The 18,810-nt window shown below is 61.1% G+C and carries 16 protein-coding genes and 1 pseudogene; 1 reads left to right on the forward strand and 16 read right to left on the reverse strand.

The window, feature by feature from the left end; all coding sequences use genetic code 11:
- Nucleotides 1-15 precede the first annotated feature (15 nt).
- The 4 genes and pseudogenes from LC354_RS04900 to LC354_RS04915 form a co-directional block, all read right to left on the reverse strand.
- Nucleotides 16-978, reverse strand: a pseudogene (locus LC354_RS04900) (sodium/glutamate symporter); the annotation flags it as partial.
- A complete protein-coding gene (locus LC354_RS04905) occupies nucleotides 948-1,469 on the reverse strand; it encodes a DUF6446 family protein (protein WP_223421733.1) in 522 nt (173 codons plus the stop codon). The pseudogene LC354_RS04900 and the gene LC354_RS04905, both read right to left, overlap by 31 nt.
- Nucleotides 1,466-1,657, reverse strand: a complete 192-nt coding sequence (locus LC354_RS04910) for a hypothetical protein (protein ID WP_223421734.1) — start codon at nucleotides 1,655-1,657, stop codon at nucleotides 1,466-1,468. Before LC354_RS04910 ends, LC354_RS04905 begins: the two co-directional genes overlap by 4 nt.
- A complete protein-coding gene (locus tag LC354_RS04915) occupies nucleotides 1,654-2,595 on the reverse strand; it encodes a glycine--tRNA ligase subunit alpha (protein ID WP_223421735.1) in 942 nt (313 codons plus the stop codon). The genes LC354_RS04910 and LC354_RS04915 overlap by 4 nt, the downstream gene beginning before the upstream one ends.
- Nucleotides 2,596-2,756: 161 nt before the next feature.
- On the opposite strand from LC354_RS04915, the gene LC354_RS04920 reads away from it, so the two are divergent.
- Nucleotides 2,757-4,490: a serine protease gene (locus LC354_RS04920; RefSeq protein ID WP_317849267.1), complete on the forward strand. Its 1,734-nt coding sequence runs from the start codon at nucleotides 2,757-2,759 to the stop codon at nucleotides 4,488-4,490.
- An 86-nt stretch (nucleotides 4,491-4,576) separates the two neighbouring features.
- Here LC354_RS04920 and LC354_RS04925 read toward each other — a convergent pair whose 3' ends face one another.
- The 12 genes from LC354_RS04925 to LC354_RS04980 form a co-directional block, all read right to left on the reverse strand.
- Nucleotides 4,577-5,803, reverse strand: a complete 1,227-nt coding sequence (locus tag LC354_RS04925) for an SAM-dependent methyltransferase (protein ID WP_223421736.1) — start codon at nucleotides 5,801-5,803, stop codon at nucleotides 4,577-4,579.
- A gap of 282 nt (nucleotides 5,804-6,085) precedes the next feature.
- Entirely contained in the window at nucleotides 6,086-7,669 is a 1,584-nt protein-coding gene (locus LC354_RS04930) for a 5-guanidino-2-oxopentanoate decarboxylase (protein ID WP_223421737.1), read from the reverse strand.
- Nucleotides 7,669-9,117 carry a TrkH family potassium uptake protein gene (locus LC354_RS04935; RefSeq protein WP_223421738.1) on the reverse strand — a complete coding sequence of 483 codons (1,449 nt, stop codon included), beginning with the start codon at nucleotides 9,115-9,117 and terminating at the stop codon, nucleotides 7,669-7,671. Before LC354_RS04935 ends, LC354_RS04930 begins: the two co-directional genes overlap by 1 nt.
- Nucleotides 9,118-9,220: 103 nt before the next feature.
- Nucleotides 9,221-9,448: a hypothetical protein gene (locus tag LC354_RS04940; protein ID WP_223421739.1), complete on the reverse strand. Its 228-nt coding sequence runs from the start codon at nucleotides 9,446-9,448 to the stop codon at nucleotides 9,221-9,223.
- A 289-nt stretch (nucleotides 9,449-9,737) separates the two neighbouring features.
- Complete coding sequence (locus LC354_RS04945) at nucleotides 9,738-11,684, reverse strand: beta-galactosidase (RefSeq protein WP_223421740.1); 1,947 nt, start codon at nucleotides 11,682-11,684, stop codon at nucleotides 9,738-9,740.
- On the reverse strand, nucleotides 11,681-12,517 hold the full coding sequence (locus tag LC354_RS04950) for an SMP-30/gluconolactonase/LRE family protein (protein WP_223421741.1): 837 nt from the start codon (nucleotides 12,515-12,517) through the stop codon (nucleotides 11,681-11,683). The genes LC354_RS04945 and LC354_RS04950 overlap by 4 nt, the downstream gene beginning before the upstream one ends.
- On the reverse strand, nucleotides 12,514-13,116 hold the full coding sequence (locus LC354_RS04955; protein WP_223421742.1) for a 2-dehydro-3-deoxy-6-phosphogalactonate aldolase: 603 nt from the start codon (nucleotides 13,114-13,116) through the stop codon (nucleotides 12,514-12,516). The genes LC354_RS04950 and LC354_RS04955 overlap by 4 nt, the downstream gene beginning before the upstream one ends.
- The gene (locus tag LC354_RS04960; RefSeq protein WP_223421743.1) at nucleotides 13,113-14,012 is read right to left on the reverse strand and encodes a 2-dehydro-3-deoxygalactonokinase; all 900 of its coding nucleotides are present in this window, start codon (nucleotides 14,010-14,012) and stop codon (nucleotides 13,113-13,115) included. The genes LC354_RS04955 and LC354_RS04960 overlap by 4 nt, the downstream gene beginning before the upstream one ends.
- Nucleotides 14,012-14,782 (reverse strand): SDR family NAD(P)-dependent oxidoreductase, encoded by a 771-nt coding sequence (locus LC354_RS04965; RefSeq protein WP_223421744.1) that lies wholly within the window; start codon nucleotides 14,780-14,782, stop codon nucleotides 14,012-14,014. The genes LC354_RS04960 and LC354_RS04965 overlap by 1 nt, the downstream gene beginning before the upstream one ends.
- 23 nt (nucleotides 14,783-14,805) lie before the next feature.
- Nucleotides 14,806-16,890, reverse strand: coding sequence for an alpha-galactosidase (locus LC354_RS04970; protein ID WP_223421745.1), 2,085 nt, complete (start codon nucleotides 16,888-16,890; stop codon nucleotides 14,806-14,808).
- Complete coding sequence (locus tag LC354_RS04975; RefSeq protein WP_223421746.1) at nucleotides 16,887-17,735, reverse strand: carbohydrate ABC transporter permease; 849 nt, start codon at nucleotides 17,733-17,735, stop codon at nucleotides 16,887-16,889. Before LC354_RS04975 ends, LC354_RS04970 begins: the two co-directional genes overlap by 4 nt.
- Nucleotide 17,736: 1 nt before the next feature.
- Nucleotides 17,737-18,723 (reverse strand): carbohydrate ABC transporter permease, encoded by a 987-nt coding sequence (locus LC354_RS04980; protein ID WP_223421747.1) that lies wholly within the window; start codon nucleotides 18,721-18,723, stop codon nucleotides 17,737-17,739.
- Nucleotides 18,724-18,810: the final 87 nt, after the last annotated feature.

An 18,810-nucleotide genomic window follows, 5' to 3' on the forward strand; every position in this document is an offset into this window, starting at 1 on the left:
CACGGTTTGTGTGGCAAGGATGGCGCCTATGGCGGGGCCCAGTTCGACCAATGTCCAGAGTTGCAGCGACATCAGCGACATGGCCAGAAAGGTCCCGAGCGAGATTTCCGAGATCAACGCCAGGGCGGCGGTCCGTGCCACCGGTGCGGCCTTGGGAAACAGCACGCTGCGCAGGTTGGCGATGATGATCGCCATGATCAGGCACGGCACGAAGAGGGGCAGCTTGACCCCCGCCTCGGTCAGGCCCCTGTTCACCGTGTAGCCCAGAATGATTGCGACGTTCAGATACAACAGGACGCGCGACACGCTGATCGGTGTGATGGCTGTGTCTGTATCATCCTCAAGGCCGATGATCGGCCCTGCATCCGGCCGATCCGGTTCGAGGTTGCGCCCTTCGACCAGATAGCGGGCGATTGGCCCGCCGATCAGGGCAGCGACCACAAGCCCCAGCGTGGCAACCGCGATCCCCAGTTCTTGCGCGTTGGGCAGATTTGCGGCGCGGGCCACTTCGGGCGCCCAGGCGATGGCGGTGCCGTGCCCTCCGATCAGGGCGGCAGAGCCAAACAGCACGCCTGCGGAGGGGTCATAGCCAAAGAGCACAGCCCCGACGACACCGACCACGTTTTGCAGCACAATCATCACAATGGTCAGCGCCAGCAGGATCAACAGCGGTTTGCCCCCTGTGATCAGATCACCGAGGCGCGCATTCAGCCCGATGCCTGCGAAGAACAGGACGAGAAACAGATCGCGCGCCTGCAGTTCAAAGCTGAATTCGACCCCGGCAATGATATAGAGCACCAGCGCACAAACGGCAGCCACCAAGCCTCCGGATACTGCATCTGGAATGTTGAAGTTGCTCAGCAGGGTGCTGCGGTTGTTCAAGGCTGTGCCAAGAATGAAAATCGCGAGCCCCAGCGTGGCCGTGATAAAGGCGGGGACGACCAGCGTCATTGCGTGATGTCGGGCCGCCGTGGGCATTCTTCGCCCACGATGGTTCCGTCATAGGCCTTTTCGCCGCAATCGTTCAGCTCGTGCCAGGCATAGCCGCGCCCGTCCGCGGTGATGGCGACGATCCGGTCGACGCCGAATTCCACGTTTTTCTGACTGAGGAAGGGCAAGGCCGTGCCTGCGGCCAGTTCCGCGCCGATGGCTTCGGCGTCAAAGCATTCAAACCAGCCCGGTGCGTTGCGCGGTGTTGCGTTTTCCAATCCCACATAGGTTTCGCTGAGCAATGCCAGCGACAGGTCTGTGGTGAAGCAGGCGCGGTACCGGATGGGCGAGCTATCGGCGTCGATCGCTTCAAAATTGGCAAAAGGGATCGGTTCGGGCAGGTCCGACACCACGGAGACCAGTTGGACGTCTTCGATGGCCACGTCTTCGTAGAAGCCGTAGATTTGCAGATAATACAGGGAAATGCCGCCGATTAGTGCGCTGAGCATGATTGCGACCCCGATGATTTTGCCGTTCATGATGCGTTTTGTCCAAGGCGAAGCGCGGTGCCGTTCAGATCGGTCATGTCAGTCTCGCGCATGGTACAGAATGTGATTTCGGGGGCCATGACCGGGTGCCAGCCGGTCTTGAGATCGGCAATCCGCTCATCAAGGTTCGCCCGATCGCGAGCCCCCCGCAGCAGCGGCGCGCCATTTTGGTCAGTCACGCCGCATCCTCTGGCTGCCAGCCGCCTGCGCGGGTTTGCACAAAAGCGTCGGCACAGGCCTTGGCCAGCGTGCGGACGCGTCCGATATAGGCTTGCCGTTCGGTGACGGAGATCACGCCGCGCGCGTCCAGCAGGTTGAAGATGTGGCTGGCCTTGATGCATTGATCATAGGCCGGGTGCGCCATCACGATCCGCTTGCCGGTTTTCGGGTCGGTATGCTCGGCCGCAAGAATGGTGTTGCACTCGACCTCGGCCTCCTCAAAGTGGCGCAGCAAAACGTCGGTGTTGGCCACGTCAAAATTCCACCGGGCGTATTCCTCTTCGGTCTGTTTGAAGATGTCGCCATAGGACAGCGCAATCGCCGTTTGCGGATCGTTGAAGGGCATGTCCATGACGTGATCGACGCCCAGAATGTACATCGCCAGCCGTTCCAGTCCATAGGTCAGTTCGCCCGAGACAGGATGGCAATCATGGCCGCCGACCTGTTGGAAATAGGTGAATTGCGACACTTCCATACCGTCACACCACACTTCCCAGCCCAGCCCCCAGGCGCCCAGCGTCGGGCTTTCCCAGTCGTCTTCGACAAAGCGGATATCGTGCAGGGCCATGTCCACGCCGATAGCGCGCAAGCTGCCAAGATAAAGGTCCTGCAGGTCGGGCGGCGAGGGTTTGACCAGCACCTGATACTGGTAATAGTGCTGCAAGCGGTTCGGGTTTTCGCCGTAACGCCCGTCCGTCGGCCGACGCGACGGTTGCACATAGGCAGCCGCCCAGGGCTGCGTGCCCAAGCTGCGCAGGGTCGTGGCCGGGTGAAACGTCCCTGCCCCCACTTCCATGTCATAAGGTTGCAGGATCGCACAGCCCTGTGCGGCCCAGTAGGTCTGGAGCCTCAGGATGATGTCCTGAAATGAACGGGGCGCGTCTGGGGTCTGCGACATGAGCGTAAGCCTGCGTTTGGATGCGCACCTTACCTACGGCCCGGCCATAAGATGGTCAATTGCGCGTGACGTCCCAATTTCAGGGTTTTCACCCATTTTCAATGCGACCAATTCCTGCTTATCATCGCGGCAAAGAAAATGGTCTACGGGGTTTACGGGTAATGATGAAGCGTTTCATGCTGGTTTGGGTCGTCATACTGGGCTCTGCGGCCCGGGTTCTGGCGCAAGACGACGTTGTCTGGGTCCAAATCGAAGCGCAGCCAACCCTGAACAGCGCCCTTGAAAGAGCGCGGGATTATTCGGGCGACCTGCCGGATGTGAACGCATTCTCGCTTGGCAACGGCTGGTACGGCATTGCCCTCGGCCCCTACAACCGCTCCGACGCGGATCAGGTCTTGCGCGTCTACCGATCCGAAGGCGTCATCCCGCGCGACAGCTATATCGCACTGGCATCCAGCTTCCGCCAACAGATCTGGCCGGTGGGCGCCAATGTGTTGGGGCGCGGTGTCATCGAAGCGCCGGTGACCACCGAACAGGCACCGGCCGTCATCGGCAACGTCCCTGCCCCCCCACCGGCGGATGAAACGCCCGCACAGGCACAGCGCAGCGAGCGGGCATTGCTGCGCAGCGAACGCGAGACCCTGCAGACCGCCCTGAAATGGGCCGGCGTCTATGTCGGTGCCATCGACGGTGCCTTTGGCCGCGGCACCCGCAACGCCATGGCTGCATGGCAGGACCAAAAGGGGTTTGACGTCACCGGCATTCTGACGACGGAGCAGCGCGTGGCTTTGCTCAAGGATTACAACTCCGTGCTTGATGATCTGGGCTTGCGGACGGTGCGCGACGAAGAGGCCGGTATCGAAATGCTGATGCCCATGGACGTCGTCGCCTTCGAGAAATACGAATATCCCTTTGTGCATTACACCAGTACGGGCGACATTCCTGCCAAGGTCCTGATGATCAGCCAGGAGGGCGATCAGGATACCCTGTTCGGGCTTTATGACATCATGCAGACGCTGGACATTGTTCCGGTCGACGGCCCGCGCGAACGCAAGGACACGTCTTTCATTCTGATCGGCGAGGATGCCATGCGCATTTCCGAAACCCGCGTGTCGCTGGAAGACGGTCAGATCAAAGGCTTCACCCTTGTCTGGCCCGCCGGAGATGAAGAACGGCGTCGCCGCCTGATCACGGAGATGGAGACCAGCTTTAGCCGACAGCCGGGTGTGATCCCGCTCGGTGCAGGGTCGGACGAACAGGCCATCGATCTGGTCGCAGGCCTCAAGATCCGCACTCCGCGCTTGTCGCGGTCGGGCTTCTTCGTGGATTCGCGCGGCACCGTCATCACCACGTCCGAAGCGGTCGAAAACTGCGGCCGCATCACGTTGGACGGCGAGATCGATGCGGAACTGACCGTTCTGAACACCGACAAGGGCGTTGCGATCGTCAGGCCCTCAGTCGCGCTGTCGCCGCTGGGCATCGCCCGTTTCAGCGCGGCACAACCGCGGTTGAATTCCGAGGTGGCCGCGTCCGGATACAGTTTTGAAGGCGTGCTGGGTGCACCGACGATGACCTTTGGCAGTTTGAGTGATGTCCGTGGGCTGGCCGGAGAGCCGGACGTGAAACGGCTCGCGCTCAACACGCTGCCCGGCGATGCGGGCGGACCGGTGCTGGATGACGGGGGTGGCGTGTTCGGCATGTTGCTGCCAAACCCGGACACGGGGCGCGCCTTGCCGGATGGCGTCAGCTTTGCGCTGGACCGCGAAACCTTGCAGGCCGTGCTGGCCGAAGCGGGCATGGCGGGTGCAAGCACCAACAGCGAGACACCGATCGATCCCTTTGATCTGTCCACCGCCGCCACAGGTATGACCGTCCTGGTCAGTTGCTGGAAATGACCACAGCGGTTGCCGCGGCCATCTGCCCGTCGCAGTAAATCAGCCTTGCGGTGGCACGGTGCGGACCCGGCAGGGCCCGCTCCACCTCACTCTTTCTCTTTGAGAGCCAGTTCATTCTCGGCGATGTAATTCCGGTTGCGCGGCCCTTCGGAGTTGCGCTTGGTGAACTGGATCTGGAAATTGCACAGCCGCCCGTGGCGATAGTGGATTTCGGAAGATGTCAGATAGATGTTCCACATCCGGTAGAACGTCTCGTCGTAGAATTCGAGCACCTTGTCCTTGTTGGCTCGGAACCGTTCGCGCCATTCAAGGATCGTATCCGCATAGTGATAGGTCAGGATTTCGATATCCTTGACCATCAACGGCACCTTTTCGACGGCCTCCAGGGTTTCGGCCAGTGACGGGATCTGCCCCTGTGGAAAGATATATTTTTCGATGAAGGGCGCATTGTAGCGGTTTGGTTTGACCCGCACGATCGAGTGCAGCAGGAAGATGCCATCCGGGGCCATCAGCTTTTTGACGGTGCGGAAAAACTCTTCGTAGTGGCGCAGGCCGACATGTTCGAACATGCCCACGGAGACGACGCGGTCAAACTCGCCGGTGACTTTGCGATAGTCCATCAGCTTGAATTCCACCCGGTCGGAGAGGCCCGCGGCGGCGGCACGTTCATTGGCCACGCGCACCTGCTCTTCGGACAGGCTGACGCCGGTGACGTGGGCCCCCGTCGTCTTGGCAAGGTAAAGGCCCATGCCGCCCCAGCCGCAACCGATGTCGAGCACGCGCATGCCTTCCTTGAGGCGCATCTTGGCCGCGAGGTGACGTTTTTTCTTGAGCTGCGCCTCTTCCAGCGTCTCATCGCCGTTTTCGAAATAGGCGCAGGAATATTGCATGTCCTCGTCGAGAAAGAGCCGAAAGAGCTTTTCGTCGAGGTCATAGTGATGCGCCACATTGCGCTGTGCGGCATCCGGCAGGATGCTGCGTTTTAGTCTGCGGTCCAGAATACGCTTGGCCGTACGCGCAGCCGCAGGTGGCGTGACAAAATTCTTTTTGCTGCGATTGAGCTTGGAGATCATCAAAAGGTCGTAAATATCACCTTCCTCGATCACCAGCTTGCCATGCATGTACAGTTCCGGGAATTGCAATTCCGGATCCGAATACAGTTTTCTCATGGCATCATCGTCGACGAATCGGATGCGCAGAGGCGCACGCGTTCCATCGCCGTAGGTCACGACTTTGCCCGACGGATAGGCGACTTCCAGATTTCCGGTTTGCACCGTGCGGTCAAATATCTTGGAGAGCTTGTCTTCCATCATCCCTGGGAATTCCTTTTGTCGGATCAATGTCGCCAACTTACTCCACTCGATCACAAGGGCAAGCGCGCCTGATTGCCTAAATGTCGAATTCGGAGCGATTGGCGCTTTCTTGCGCGTATCGCGTGTTCATCCGGTCCGCCCCGCGTGATGGCGTTGCCTTGTTGTGAGGGGCGGGGCGCACCATGGGTGCGCCTTACGGGCCTCCTGATTCCGCATGTGCTCGAATTGATCTGCTCGGACGCCCTTTGCAACCTCGCCCGTAAGGCGGTCGCTTCGCCCGCCTCACCGGCTGATGTCGGGCGTAACGTAGATGAGCGTCGGACCGTCGGCGTCAAACGCCGTCCTGACTGCCGCCTGCATGTCATGCAAGGATTGCGGGGCCGCAGACTGCGCCCCGAATGCTTCGGCCAGTTTGCAAAAATCCGGGTTGTGCGCGATCACGGCATTCGGCGCGATCTGCGCACGGACCATACTGTCCTCGATCTCTCCAAGTTTGCCGTTGTCCCACAACAGGATCGGGAGCGGCAGACCAAGCTCCACCGCGACGCCGAGTTCCTGCATCGTGTAATGGAATCCATAATCACCAATGATCGCCATCGTCGGCAGACCCTTGCGCGCCACGCCCCCCCCAATGGCCGCCGGTATGGCGTAGCCAAGCGTGCCGAACCCATAAGGATGGTGCCAGTGACCGGGTTGGTCCATATCCCAGACTTCTTTCGCGGCGTAGGCCAACTGGGTCATATCCGAATAGATCATGGTGCCGTCCGGCAGACACGCGCGCAACGCGTCGCAGACAGGCACGATGCCGGTCCGTTCCGCGTCGATCTCGGACCGCCAGCGGGCCCGCCGCGCGGCAACGGCCGCCGGATCCCACACCGTCTGCGCTCCGTTGATCTTTGCCGTCACCGCTTCAAAAAATCGCGCTGCATCACACTGAATGCGCAGATGCGCATCGCTGGAGTTGGACAGGACTTCCGTATCAATATCGACGCGAATGAGCGGGGCCGTGTGCCCCAACCTGTCCCGCCACAGATCGACTTGTGCCAGTTCCGTGCCAACGGCGATCACCAGATCCGCCTCGGCCAGTACATTTGCACTGTCGGGCCGCGCCAGCGTGCTGCCAAACAACAAGCCGTAGGACGGCGCCACAACCCCCCGACCTGCGTAGCTGGTAAACACCGCTGCCGGGCACTTTCCCAGAAACGCGCGGACCTGATCACTGGCCTGTGTCGTCCCCCCGCCAAGGACGAGAAGAGGACGCTTTGACGTCGCCAGAAGTGCCGCGACCTCACGCATCTGTGCCTCTGGAGCGGCGCTGTTTCCTGCGATCAGACCACCGGCGACAAAGGGTGGCGCGGCGGCTTCCAGCTGCGCGATCGGGACCTGAATGTGCTTGGGGCGGGGGCGATCCGTGTCCATCTCGCGCAAAGCGCGATCGACCAGCGCATAGGCGGCCTCTGCCGTGCGCGCCTCTTCGGACCAGTCGCAGACGGTCGCAGCTGCCGCGCGCTGGTCTTTCATCTGGTGCAATTGTCCGCGTTTTGCCGCCGTTTCATCCAGGCAAGAGGATATCACCAGCATCGGCACGGAATCGGAATAGGCCTGGCCCATCGGCGTCATGATGTTGCACAGCCCCGGTCCCGTGATCACATAGGCCACACCCGGCCTGCCCGACGCGCGGGCATAACCGTCCGCCATGAAGCCCGCACCCTGTTCGTGCCGGGCCAGCACATGGGTGATCCCGGCCTCTTCGATACCGCGGTACATTTCCTGATTGTGCACGCCTGGAATGCCAAAAATGACGTCGACGCCGCGATCCTTCAGCATATGGGAAATTTGCGCACCGAGGGGGCGGGTGTGGGGCATTACGCTCTCCAGAATTGAACTGTGAAAATGACATAGACAACCATCAGTTCCAGCCGTCCGATCAGCATTGCAGCGGCCAGCAGCCATTTGGCGGTGTCATTGATACTGGCAAAATTGCCTGCGGGGCCGATCTGATCGCCAAAGCCGGGGCCGATATTGCCCAGCGCCGTGGCCGCGCCGGACACCGACGTGATGAAATCAAGACCCGTCATGGCCAGGCCGACGGACAAGAGCCCCAGCGTGACCGTGAAGAACACGAAGAACGACATGACAGAGCTCAGTACATCATCACTGACGGGCCGACCGGCATAGCGGGGCGTAAAGATGCCGTGCGGGCTGCGGGTTTTTTGCAGCTGGGACCGGATCGATGCAAAGAGGAGCTGATAGCGGAACACCTTGATCGAGCAGGCGGTCGAGCCCGCGCACCCGCCGATCAGCCCGGTAAAGAACAGAACGGCGATCGCAAAACTGCCCCATTGCATGTAATCTGCGCTGGCATATCCCGTGCCCGTCATCAGCGACACGGCGTTGAACAAGGCGACCCGTACCGCCGCTTCGTCGATCACGCGTTGCTTTGACAGGTTCCAGCCCGCGATCAGCAACACGATGATCAGAGCGGTGATCAGAAAGGCGTGTATCTGTGTGTCCTGAAGCAGCGGACGGGCGGTACCAGCGCTCAGTTGAACGAAACGCACAAAGGGCAGAGCGGCCAACAGCATGAACAGCGTGGCCACATAGGACGCCGCCGGGCCAAACGCCGCAAAGGACGCGTCATAATTCGCAAATCCACCCGTTGCGATGGTTGTCATCGCGTGGACCGTGGCATCGAACGCGTTCATCCCGGCGGCCACGTAAGACAGCGCGCAAATCATCGTCAGCGATACGTAGATCACGGAAATCCGACTGGCGATTTCGGTCGCGCGCGGCAGGATCTTGCCAAAGGTGTCAAAGGATTCGGTCCGAAATATCTGCATCCCGCCGACGCGCAACTCGGGCAGGAACACCATCGCCACAACGATGATCCCGATCCCGCCCAGCCATTGCAGAATGCCGCGCCAGAGCAACAGCCCCTTGGGCATCGTATCCAGCCCGGAGAAAACGGTGGACCCGGTGGTGGTCAGCCCCGACATCGCCTCGAAGAACGCGTCTACGAAGCGGGCCTCTGTTGCGCCGAGCATGAAGGGCAGCGCACCGAAGACCGGCAGTGCCAGCCAAACCCCGGTTGTCAGCAGAAAGGTTTGCTGGATCGTCAACCCTTCGCGCACGCCGTTGGCGCAGCTCAGCGCGATCAAACCGCCGGTCAGGATTGTAATAACCGCGCTTTCGGCAAAGACAGGCCAGTGTTCCCGGCCCTCGGCCAAGTCGATCAGCATCGGCAAAACCATGGTTGCACCAAGCACCGCAACCAAGAGGCCAATCACATATCCGACGGGGCGCAAATCCAACATGGCGCCAGCGTTGAAGCCCTGCGCGCGGCGTGTCAAGCATGTGGCGCAACGCGCCCCCGCGTCAGGTGCATCAGACAGGGCCGCATTCGACCCTGCGATCCGCTTAGAGGTGCATCAGATCGCGAAACACGTAGGCTGTGATATCTTCGCGGCGCAGGTTCATTTCGGCCAGCTCTGCGTCTGTTTTCGAATTCAGCGCTTCGACGCGCTGCATTCGTGCATCCATGGCCGAAGACATGGTCATGGCGCGACCGACCATTGCGAAAAAGGAGGAAACTCGGTTCCAGACAGTGGGGTGATCGGCAGCGTGGGCTTGTGTAATATAGGCCATTTTATACCTCGTATCGATTAGTTCATGGTTTCTCTTGTTGATCAGGACATAAGATGCTGCACTGCAGTATACCAATGCCGATCCTGCATGGCCGGGTTGCGGCAGACGCGCGGAGCGCTTGGATTCCATGCTAAAGAGAGGACCCAAGATATTGCTTTGTATTAATTTTTCGCGCAGGCACACACCGTTCTGATGACGCAATGCGCGGTCCGGCACATCGCGCCGACCCCCTTGAACCGGCGGTTTGCGCTGCCAAGGCCGCCTATATTTTGAGCAGACTCGCGGCCCGTCAGGCCCGCGGGCGCCGCAGGACTCCGGCTGCCGGCAGATGCGTCCCGGCCACATCCACCCCATGCGCCGCATAGTTGAACCAGAACGTCTCGCCCCTCGTTTCGCGGCAGCGGACCCCCTCCGGCATCTCTTCCATCGGCAGAGCGGGCGCAACGGAGCGGATCAGCTGCATGTGGGCTGCATCATCGCCCCATCCGGCCATGTAGGTCACATTCGAACCGCACCGCACTGCGACGGCTGTGCCCTCCTGCGTGGCCAACACGACCGCACCGCCCCCTTCGATCTGCTCGAAGTAGCTGTGCACAGCGCCTGCCCCCTCCAGAGGGACCGGCATATCCGGGCGCAATGACTGCACACGCGATACGGTCAGGTCACTGCCGGGCCATGCGGGTGGAAGTGGTATGGGAATGTTGAAATGCGCATCACGCGCAGCAGTGCGAGGCCCCAGAATGACCTGCGCGGTGGTTTCGGCAAGCGCTGCTTTGAGCGCGTCGGGCATATGCATCATGCCCGGTGCCAGAACGAGTTGGTATCCATCGAAATCGCGACAGGTGGCAGGCAGGATATCCACCGACAGCCCAAGCTTGCGCAAGCTGCGATACCAGTCAAACACCAGCGCAAAATAGCTGAGCCCCGCGCCATGAGGCTGCACCGCCCAGGCCGCATCGGCGTCATAATCAAACACGATCGCAACCGGGGCCTGTGCCACAGTGACGTCAGGCGCTTCGGCCAATTCGGCCATTACGGTTTCGGCCTCGGCAAAGGCTTCGGCGGCCACGCTGTCCGGGCGCAGAAGGCCCGCATGCATCTGTTCCTGGGCAAAGGGCGCCTGTCGCCAGCGGAAATAGCAGACCGCTTCGGCCCCGTGGGCGAAGGCTTCCCATGTCCAGAGCCGCACCATGCCATCCAGAGGGGACGGATTGTGTGGCGCCCAGTTCACCGGACCGGGTTGTTGTTCCATCACCCACCAGCGCCCGCCGCCCTTGGGATGGCTGCCCCGCGCGGCCCCGACCGCCCTATAGAGGTCGTGGTGAAAGGCCTGAAAGTCGGGATCGCCCTGCTGCGCGTAAGCGCGTTGATGAGCGGCATTGGCCCCTGCCCGGTCTTCGAGAAAGCCGAGCGGATAACTGTCCCAGCTTGCGATATCGAGGTCCGCGCCCACCTTGAAGTGGTCGAAATCGGTGATCCGTCCCATGTAGTTATGCGCAATGGGGGCTTGCGAATGCGCGCGGATGATATCGGTCTGTACCCGGTTGAAGGCCACCACCTGATCGGAGGTAAAGCGGCGAAAGGCCAGAACATGGGCTGGGTTTGGTTCGGTCACGGTCAGGTTCGGCAGGCCGATCTGATCGAAATCGTCGTAGTCCATGGACCAGAATACGTTGCCCCAGGCCGTATTGAGCGCGTCGATGTCGCCATCATTGCCCTGCCCCGGAAACTGGCCGCGCAGCCAGTCGCGGAACGCGGATCGCGCCGCCTTCGAATAACTGAGCGTCGTGTCATGGCAGCCATATTCGTTATCCGTCTGCCAAGCGGCCACATGCGGGTTGTCACTGTAGCGCTTGGCCATAGCTGTCACGATCCGGCGGCATTCTCCGATAAACCCCGGATGGGAAAAACAGTAGTGCCTGCGCGAGCCATAGCCGCGCGTGCGTCCTTCGGCATCCACGGCCAGCATATCGGGGTGTTTTTGCACGACCCATGCCGGGGGTGTTGCGGTGGGCGTGCCCAGAACGACGCGCAGGCCCGCCGCGCCGAGGGTTTCAATCGCGCGATCCAGCCAGTCCCACTCATAGGCGCCCTCGCACGGCTCCATCCGTTTCCACGCAAACTCGCCGATCCGCACCCATGTGAGGCCCAGCGCGGCCATGCGCGCGGCATCCTCGGCCCATTGCGCCTCGGGCCAGTGTTCGGGATAGTAGCAGACGCCCAACGTGCGTTTCACAAGATCACCTGATATTCGCGTTGCCCGGTCACACCGATGTCGGTGACAAATGTCATCCCGCCTTGCTGTTCATCCAGGCCCTTGGCCGCAGATGTCACCAGAAGCGTTTGCAGGTCCGGGCCGCCAAAGGCGGGGCACGTGGACTGGCTGGCGGGCACTGCGATGGCGCGCAGGAAGTCTCCGTTGGGTGCATAAACGGCGACGCGCGACGCGCCCCACTGGGCATTCCAGAGGTTACCCGCGGCATCCACGACCGATCCGTCCGGGTTCAGGTTTTCGGACCACAGGTCCAGAAATACCTCCGCCTTGCCCTTGGGCCAGCCGTCTGCGTCCAGCGCAACCCGCTGCACCTTGCGCGAGCGGGTATCGGTGAAATAAGCGGTGCTGCCGTCCGGCGCAAAGCAGATCGAATTGGAGACGGTGATCTTGTCAAAGAGCTTGCGCAGTTCGCCCCGGTAATAGCGATAAATCGCACCTGCATGCGGTTCGGCGTTGTGGCCCATCGTTCCGATCCAGAACCCGCCTTGCGGGTCGGCCCGCCCGTCATTGGAGCGGGTGGTCTCATTGTCACTTTCGAGGCCAGCGACGAATTCCTGCTCACCGGTCGGGATGTCAAAGCGCCAGAGCGCTGTCTGGGATGCAATCAAAAGCGTGTCGTGATCCACCCAGCCTGCCGCAGAGACGTTTTCGTCAAACTCCCACATGGTTTCTGTTTCTGCTTTGCAGAACAGCTTGTTGGACAAGATATCGAACCAGAAGAACGCGTTTCGTTCAGGATGCCAGAGGGGTCCCTCGCCAAGGGTGCAAATCGTATCGCTAAAGACGTCCATCATTTTGCCCCGTCGTAAGCTGCAACCATCTGGGCCGCCCGCGCGCCTACATCCTGTGCCGACATCCCCGGTGCATAGAGGGCCGAACCGATGCCGAAGCCGGTTACTCCGGCGGCGCGCCAATCGGCGAAATCGTCCGGACCGACGCCGCCCACGGCGTAGGTTTTGGTGCCCTTGGGCAGAACCGCCCCGATCGCCTTCAACCCGCCGATCCCAAGCAAGGACGCGGGGAACAGTTTCAGGCCGTCCGCCCCGGCTTGCAAAGCGGCAAAGCATTCGGATGGCGTCATGATCCCCGGATAGGACAGCATGCCCGCCTGTTTGGTCGCCACGATCACGGAGGCATTTGTGTCGGGCGAGACGACCATGTGGGCGCCCATGTCTGCCAGCCGTTCGACCGACGGAACATCGAGCACCGTGCCGGCCCCGATCTGCGCCCGGTCCCCGACTGCGTCGAGCATCTTGCCGATACTGTCAAAGGGCTGGGGCGAGTTGAGCGGCACTTCGATCCGGTCGATCCCTGTCTCGATCAGTGTCGTGGCAATCTCGACGGCCTCTGCCGGGGTAACTCCGCGCAGGATGGCAATGATTTCGCGGCTCATTCGGCTCCTCCATATATTTGAGTGTAGGCGGCCGTGAGGCCTGCCAATGTCATGTCTTCGGCGCTTGGTGTCTGATGCACCGGCACGCCTTGGGTTGCCAATGCCGAGGTATAGGCCCGAGCGAGGCTTTGCGCGCCGATCATGGCGACCTGCTGGCCCAGCCAATAGGGACGCATGGCGGCAAGCTCCGCTCCGATCAGGAGACCAGACAGGCGCGCGCGGGCCGCATTCGGGTCGAGCCCGTCCAGGAGCCCCTCGGCGCGCAGCGAAAACAACGACGCCGCAAGGCTTTCGGGTCGGGAAATGGCTTGGTCCACCCCCGCGGCAAAGGCCGCGTCATCCCAACCGTCGCCCATGGAGTGGCGCAAGACGGAGTGCGCCGACAAAAGCGCGAACATCTCGCCGGTCATCGCCGTGCGGAAACTGACGATCTCGCCCGCACTGATATGCGCCCATTTGGTATGGGTGCCGGGCAGGCAGATAACACCGTCAAAGCCGGGATTGGTGGCAAGGTAGCCTGCGATCTGGGTTTCCTCCCCACGCATCACATCTGCGGGCCTGGCCTGTTTGACGCCGGGCAGGATGCGCACACTGAGCCCCTCCAGCGTCGTCTTTGCAGTCGTGGCGGCGTCCGCGCCGGGGGGCGCGCAGGGCACGGAGGCATAAGGCGCTTCGGCCCAGCCTTGCCGCGAGCCGACCATGCCGCAGGCCAGAACAGGCACCGGCAGCACATCGCCGCAGAGCTTTTGCAAGGCGGGTTCGAACCCAGTTGGATCAAGCGTGCCCATGCCGTCAGTCGATTGCCGACGTTCGATGACCGATCCGTCACTGCGCATCACCCACGCCCGCAGATGCGACGTGCCCCAATCCACTGCAATCCACGCCACATCCTGCATCACCCGGACACCACCACGCCGCCATCAATCGCCATGGACTGGCCCGTCATCATGCGGCTGACATCGGAGGCCAGAAACAGCGTCGCCCCGACGATATCGCGCGGTTCGAGATGCTCCTTGAGGCACTGACGTTCCATATGCGCGGCAAGCCCGTCGGGCGTCGCCCATTTGTCCAGTTGCTTTTGCGTCAGCACCCAGCCCGGCGCAATCACGTTGACCCGGATCTTGTCGGGACCGAACTCGCGCGCAAGGCTGCGCGACATGCCGTTGATGCCCGAATTGGCGCCGGTGTAGATCGGATAGCCCGCATTCCCCATCATGTAGCTGATGGAGGAGAAGTTGATGATTGATCCGCCCCCTGCCGCCTGCATGCCCGGAATGACCGCCTGACAGGCAAAGAAATAGGCTTTGAAGTTGATCGCGATCATCCAGTCCCAAAAGTCGCTGTCGACTTCGGCGGTGCTGTGGCGTTTGTCATTGGCGGCATTGTTGACCAGCGTGCTGATCGGCCCGTGGGCTGCCGCCGCCTGATCGATGCACGCCTTGAGCGCGTCCACATCCGTGATGTCGCAGGGCATGAACAGCGGACGGGTGCCATGCTTGGCCTCCACTTCGTCGCAAAAGGCCGAGGCGTCGGAGCGTTGGACAAAGGCGACCTTGGCCCCCTGTTCGAGAAACCCTTCGGTCAGGGACGCGCCGATGCCTGACCCACCGCCGGTGATGAACACGGACGTGTCTTTGAGGTCGTGAAATGTCGCAGTCTCTTTCATGGTTCAACTCTTTCTGGCGCGGATCAGGCAAGGTCGCCCTTGATGACCCACATCCGTTCGGGAAAACTCCATGGCAGCGTCAGGCCATGATACATCAGATAGGCACCGCTCACCACGATCGGGCCGGATTTCAGCGCGTTGGCTCCGCGCGAGAGATGCCCCACATCCTCCCGGTTGACCAGTTCGATGCGGTATTTTGCATTCGGCGTCAGCCGTGTCAGGCGCAAGGGGCGCGGGGCGATCTGGTCGCTTGTCGCGGCCTTGCCTGCAAAGACGACGAATTGCGCCCCGCCCTGCTCCAGATGTTGTTCAGCGATGACTGCCGGGTCGGCACTGTCGAGGCGCAGGATATCCGCGCCCGTCATCCACGACCGGTTGTGTTTCCACCAACTGGTGACGTCGGTCAGAACCTGCGTTTCGTCTTCGGTCAATTCGCGCGGGTCCATCTCGAACCCCATATGGCGCTGTGCGGCGACCCAAGCGCGGAACCGGATATCAAGCGTGCGCCCGGACGTATGGCAAACGCGGGGACCAACATGGCTGCCGGTGACGGCCATCGGCAGGAAGATCGACGCGTTATGCTGCATCCGCAGACGTTCTACAGCGTCGTTGCTGTCACTCAGCCACACGCGTTGGGTCCGCTCCATGATCCCGAAATCGATACGACCGCCACCTGAGGCGCAGCTTTCGATCTCCACATGGGGAAATTCGCGACGCAACCGATCCAGCAACGCATAGGATCCCCGCGTCTGCGCCGCATCCGGCATCGGCAACACGCGATTGTGGTCCCATTTGACATATTCGATGTCATGGCGGCTCAGAATGTCGCTGATCCGGGCAAAAAGGAAGGACTGCACGGCAGGCAGCGCCATGTTGAGCGCCATTTGCTGACGGCCCATGATCTGATCCTCGCCGCCCAGCGCCCAGTCGGGATGGGCGCGGAAGATGTCGGAATTCGGGTTGATCATCTCGGGCTCGAACCAGATCCCGAACGTCATGCCGAGGCTCTTGACGTGGTCGATCAGCGGGGTGAGACCATCGGGATACTTGCGCGGATCGACTTCCCAATCGCTCAGCGCCTGGGTGTCGTCATCGCGGTTGCCGAACCAGCCATCGTCCAGCACGAACCGCTCGGCCCCCAGCTTGGCAGCGCGTTCGGCGATGTCTTTCAATTCGTCCAGATTGTGGTTGAAATAGACAGCTTCCCAGCAGTTGTAATGCACCGGGCGTGGCGCGTCGGGACGCGGAAAGGTCACGACCCGGTCGCGCAAATGCCGTTGAAACGCAACGGCACAGCCGTTCAGCCCATCGTCGGAGAACACGGCGTAGAGCTTGCCGGTGGAAAAGCGGGTCTGCGCGCTGCTCTCGACGCGGGACGCATGTCCGAACTGGATTTGACGGCGCCCATCGGGCAGTTCTTCGGCGACCATGCGGTGCCCGCCGGACCAGCCATAGTGGAATGCGTAGGTGTGGCCCGAAGCGTTGGAGGCCCCGCGCACCGGCACGATCAGGCCGGGAAAATGCTCATGCCCGGTTCGCCCGGTCCGGTTCTCGCGGTAGCGCATGCCGGCAGACCACGGGGTCCGGTTCATCTGAAATTCACCACACCAGCGCCCGGCGAAATCGATCATCTCGTCGCTGAGTTGCGGCGCAGGGAAGACCGGTGCGCTGAGCCAGTGCAGGTGCATCGGTTGTTCGGCCTCAACCTCTGCGCTGGCTTCGATGATGTGGGTTTCCACATCAATGGCAAAGCGCGCCCGGTAGGTCAGCGTACGGTCCTGATCCAGATAGGTCAGCACCAGTACGCCGTCGCCCAGATCCGCCTGCTCCAAACGGAACTTGGGCAAGAACGGCGCGCCGTCCCCGGTGCGAATGATCAACCCCGGTTGGCCGGGAAACGACCGCGTCGCTTCGGGACAGATGCTCAACTCGGGGTTTGCATCCAGCATGCCCCCGGTCACATCCAGCGCATAGGCTTGGTAAAGGGTCGTCAGATCTTCTTGGTCCGGCAGCGAGGGTCCCCAATAGACGACCTCGGCCAATCGACCCTTGTCAGAGCCCAGAACCAGAGTCTGACGCCCGTCATCCAGACGCCAACATCGTATCACTTTACAGCCCCCAACGTCAGACCAGATATGAAATGCCGCTGCATCAGGAAGAACATCACCACAGGCGGAACCGCCGCCAGCAAGGACGCAGCCGAAACCAGATGCCAGTTGTTGACGAACTGACCATTGAGGGCACGCACGCCAGCGGTGATCGGCTTGGCGGCCTCGCCTTGCGTCAGCACGTTGGCCCAGAAGAAATCGTTCCACACGAAGGTGAAAATCAACACGGCCAGTGCCGCGATCGCGGGCCGCACCAGAGGCAGGATCACGTACCAGAAAATCTTCCACTCCGCGACGCCTTCGATGCGGGCGGATTCCACCAGATCGAAGGGCAGTGCCTTGATGAAGTTGCGCATGAAGAGGGTACAGAACCCGGTCTGGAAGGCTGCGTGGAACAGGAATTGCCCTGCGATGGTGTCATAGAGCCCCGTTTGCACCGACATGTCGCGCACTGGCACCATGAGGATCTGAAACGGGATGAAGTTGCCTGCCACGAACAAGAAAAACAGCGGCAGTGCCACCCGGAACCGGTAGATCGCCAGCGCATAGCCCGCAAGGCAAGCCAATGCGACCGAGATCATGACCGTGGGCACCGTGATGAGCACCGAGTTCAACATGTACTGCGCCGCCGCCGATTGGGTAAACACGGCGGTGTAATTGTCGATCAGCGCGAATTCCGACGGCCAGCCAAACACGTTGCCCGAGTTGATATCCTTGGCCGACCGGATCGACGTCAGAAAAATCGCGATCAGCGGCAACAGCCACAGGATCAGCGCAAAGGGCAGAAAGGTCTGGTAAGCAAGACGCGCTATCTGGGTGGATTTTTCGATTGGACGTGGAAACATATCAACGACCTCCCTTTTCGTCCTGGTACATGCGCCACAAGAAGTAACTTATGAAAATCAACATGATACCGAACAGAACTGTTGCAACGGATGACCCGTATCCATAGCGCTCGCCATATTCCGAAATCGCGACTTCGTACATGTAATGCGACAGCACGTTGGTGGACCCGAATGGCCCGCCCTGCGTCATGATCGCAATCATGTCGAAAGAGCGCAAAGCGCCGATGACGGTCACGACAATAGCGATGAAGGTCGCGGGCTTGAGCTGTGGAACGACGACATACCACAGCATCTTCCAGCCCTTGGCCCCGTCCAAACGGGCCGCTTCGATCTGGTCGGCGGCCACGTTGTTGAGGCCGGTGAGATAAAGGATCATGCAATAGGCGATCTGTGGCCAGAGGCCCGCCGCAATGATGCCGTAGGTGGCCCATTCCGGGCTCGACAGGATATCGGGCGCGGGGCGCGAGCAGGTGAAGGTGACGTTGCCCACGATGTTGATCGTCTCTTCGCAGAAGAGCGCTTTCCAAACCGTGCCGACGACACCGAAATCCGGGTTGTAGAACCAGCCAAAGATCAGACCGACAACGACCTGAGAGATCACGAAGGGAAAGAAGAACATCGACTTGTAAAACCGCATGCCCGTCACCGTCTGGTTCAGGTAGAGCGCGATGAACAGGCCCAGCGGCACTGCGAGCATATACAGAACCAGCCAGGCGATGTTGTTGCGCAGCGAGGTCCAGAAGTTCGGATCATCCCAGAGTTTGACGTAGTTGCCGAAACCCACCCAGGTGGCCGTGCTTTCGCCGTCGGCCGTGTAAAGTCCGTTCCATTCATAGAGGCTCAGCCAGAGGCTCTCGAAGATCGGGATGACGACGTAGATGGCGAAAAAGATCAGGGCGGGGATCAGGAATATCCACGGAGCGACGGCCAGTTTGTTGCGACTGAGCCAGTTTGGCTTGGCCTGCGGTTGATGCGCGGCATCAGACATGGGGCATGCTCCTGATCTGGTGTGTGAGGTGCCTTGGTGCCGACACCCAGTAACCTCGTGAAAACGCAAGATGGGCGCGCTTTCAAA

Origin of the sequence: Tateyamaria pelophila, assembly GCF_019966495.1 — a bacterium.
GTDB lineage: Bacteria > Pseudomonadota > Alphaproteobacteria > Rhodobacterales > Rhodobacteraceae > Tateyamaria > Tateyamaria pelophila.

Coding starts and splice junctions, on each gene's coding strand:
- LC354_RS04905 (WP_223421733.1), bottom strand. CDS start 1,469: ATGAACGGCAAAATCATCGGGGTCGCAATCATGCTCAGCGCACTAATC.
- LC354_RS04915 (WP_223421735.1), bottom strand. CDS start 2,595: ATGTCGCAGACCCCAGACGCGCCCCGTTCATTTCAGGACATCATCCTG.
- LC354_RS04920 (WP_317849267.1), top strand. CDS start 2,757: ATGATGAAGCGTTTCATGCTGGTTTGGGTCGTCATACTGGGCTCTGCG.
- LC354_RS04925 (WP_223421736.1), bottom strand. CDS start 5,803: ATGATGGAAGACAAGCTCTCCAAGATATTTGACCGCACGGTGCAAACC.
- LC354_RS04930 (WP_223421737.1), bottom strand. CDS start 7,669: ATGCCCCACACCCGCCCCCTCGGTGCGCAAATTTCCCATATGCTGAAG.
- LC354_RS04935 (WP_223421738.1), bottom strand. CDS start 9,117: ATGTTGGATTTGCGCCCCGTCGGATATGTGATTGGCCTCTTGGTTGCG.
- LC354_RS04940 (WP_223421739.1), bottom strand. CDS start 9,448: ATGGCCTATATTACACAAGCCCACGCTGCCGATCACCCCACTGTCTGG.
- LC354_RS04950 (WP_223421741.1), bottom strand. CDS start 12,517: ATGATGGACGTCTTTAGCGATACGATTTGCACCCTTGGCGAGGGACCC.
- LC354_RS04955 (WP_223421742.1), bottom strand. CDS start 13,116: ATGAGCCGCGAAATCATTGCCATCCTGCGCGGAGTTACCCCGGCAGAG.
- LC354_RS04960 (WP_223421743.1), bottom strand. CDS start 14,012: ATGCAGGATGTGGCGTGGATTGCAGTGGATTGGGGCACGTCGCATCTG.
- LC354_RS04965 (WP_223421744.1), bottom strand. CDS start 14,782: ATGAAAGAGACTGCGACATTTCACGACCTCAAAGACACGTCCGTGTTC.
- LC354_RS04975 (WP_223421746.1), bottom strand. CDS start 17,735: ATGTTTCCACGTCCAATCGAAAAATCCACCCAGATAGCGCGTCTTGCT.
- LC354_RS04980 (WP_223421747.1), bottom strand. CDS start 18,723: ATGTCTGATGCCGCGCATCAACCGCAGGCCAAGCCAAACTGGCTCAGT.